The organism is Azoarcus sp. Soil_N_20 (assembly GCF_057656155.1).
Genome location: NZ_JBDGKX010000056.1, coordinates 1 through 579, shown reverse-complemented (window position 1 = coordinate 579; position 579 = coordinate 1). Strand labels below are relative to the sequence as shown.

The 579-nt window shown below is 62.5% G+C and carries 1 protein-coding gene; it reads right to left on the bottom strand.

Annotated elements, in window-relative coordinates; translation table 11 throughout:
• On the bottom strand, nucleotides 1-579 hold a 579-nt coding region (locus tag AC3A35_RS27855), incomplete at its 5' end, for an EF-Tu C-terminal domain-related protein (RefSeq protein WP_487439803.1).

Below are 579 nucleotides of genomic sequence, written 5' to 3'. Positions count from 1 at the left end.
TTACTCGATGATCTTGGCGACGACGCCGGCGCCAACGGTACGGCCGCCTTCGCGAATCGCGAAGCGCAGACCTTCTTCCATGGCGATCGGGGCAATCAGCTTGACCGTGATCGACACGTTGTCACCCGGCATCACCATCTCGGTGCCCTCGGGCAGCGAGATCGAACCGGTCACGTCCGTGGTACGGAAATAGAACTGCGGACGGTAGTTGGCGAAGAACGGGGTGTGACGACCGCCCTCTTCCTTGCTCAGCACATACACTTCACCGGTGAAGTGGGTATGCGGCTTGATCGAACCCGGCTTGCACAGCACCTGGCCACGCTCGACGTCTTCACGCTTGGTGCCGCGCAGCAGCACGCCGACGTTGTCACCCGCCTGACCCTGGTCGAGCAGCTTGCGGAACATTTCCACGCCAGTGCAGATGGTCTTGACCGTGGCCTTGATGCCGACGATCTCGATTTCCTCGCCGACCTTGACCACGCCACGCTCGACCCGACCGGTCACCACGGTGCCGCGGCCGGAGATCGAGAACACGTCTTCGATCGGCAGCAGGAAGGGCTTGTCGATCGCACGTTCCGG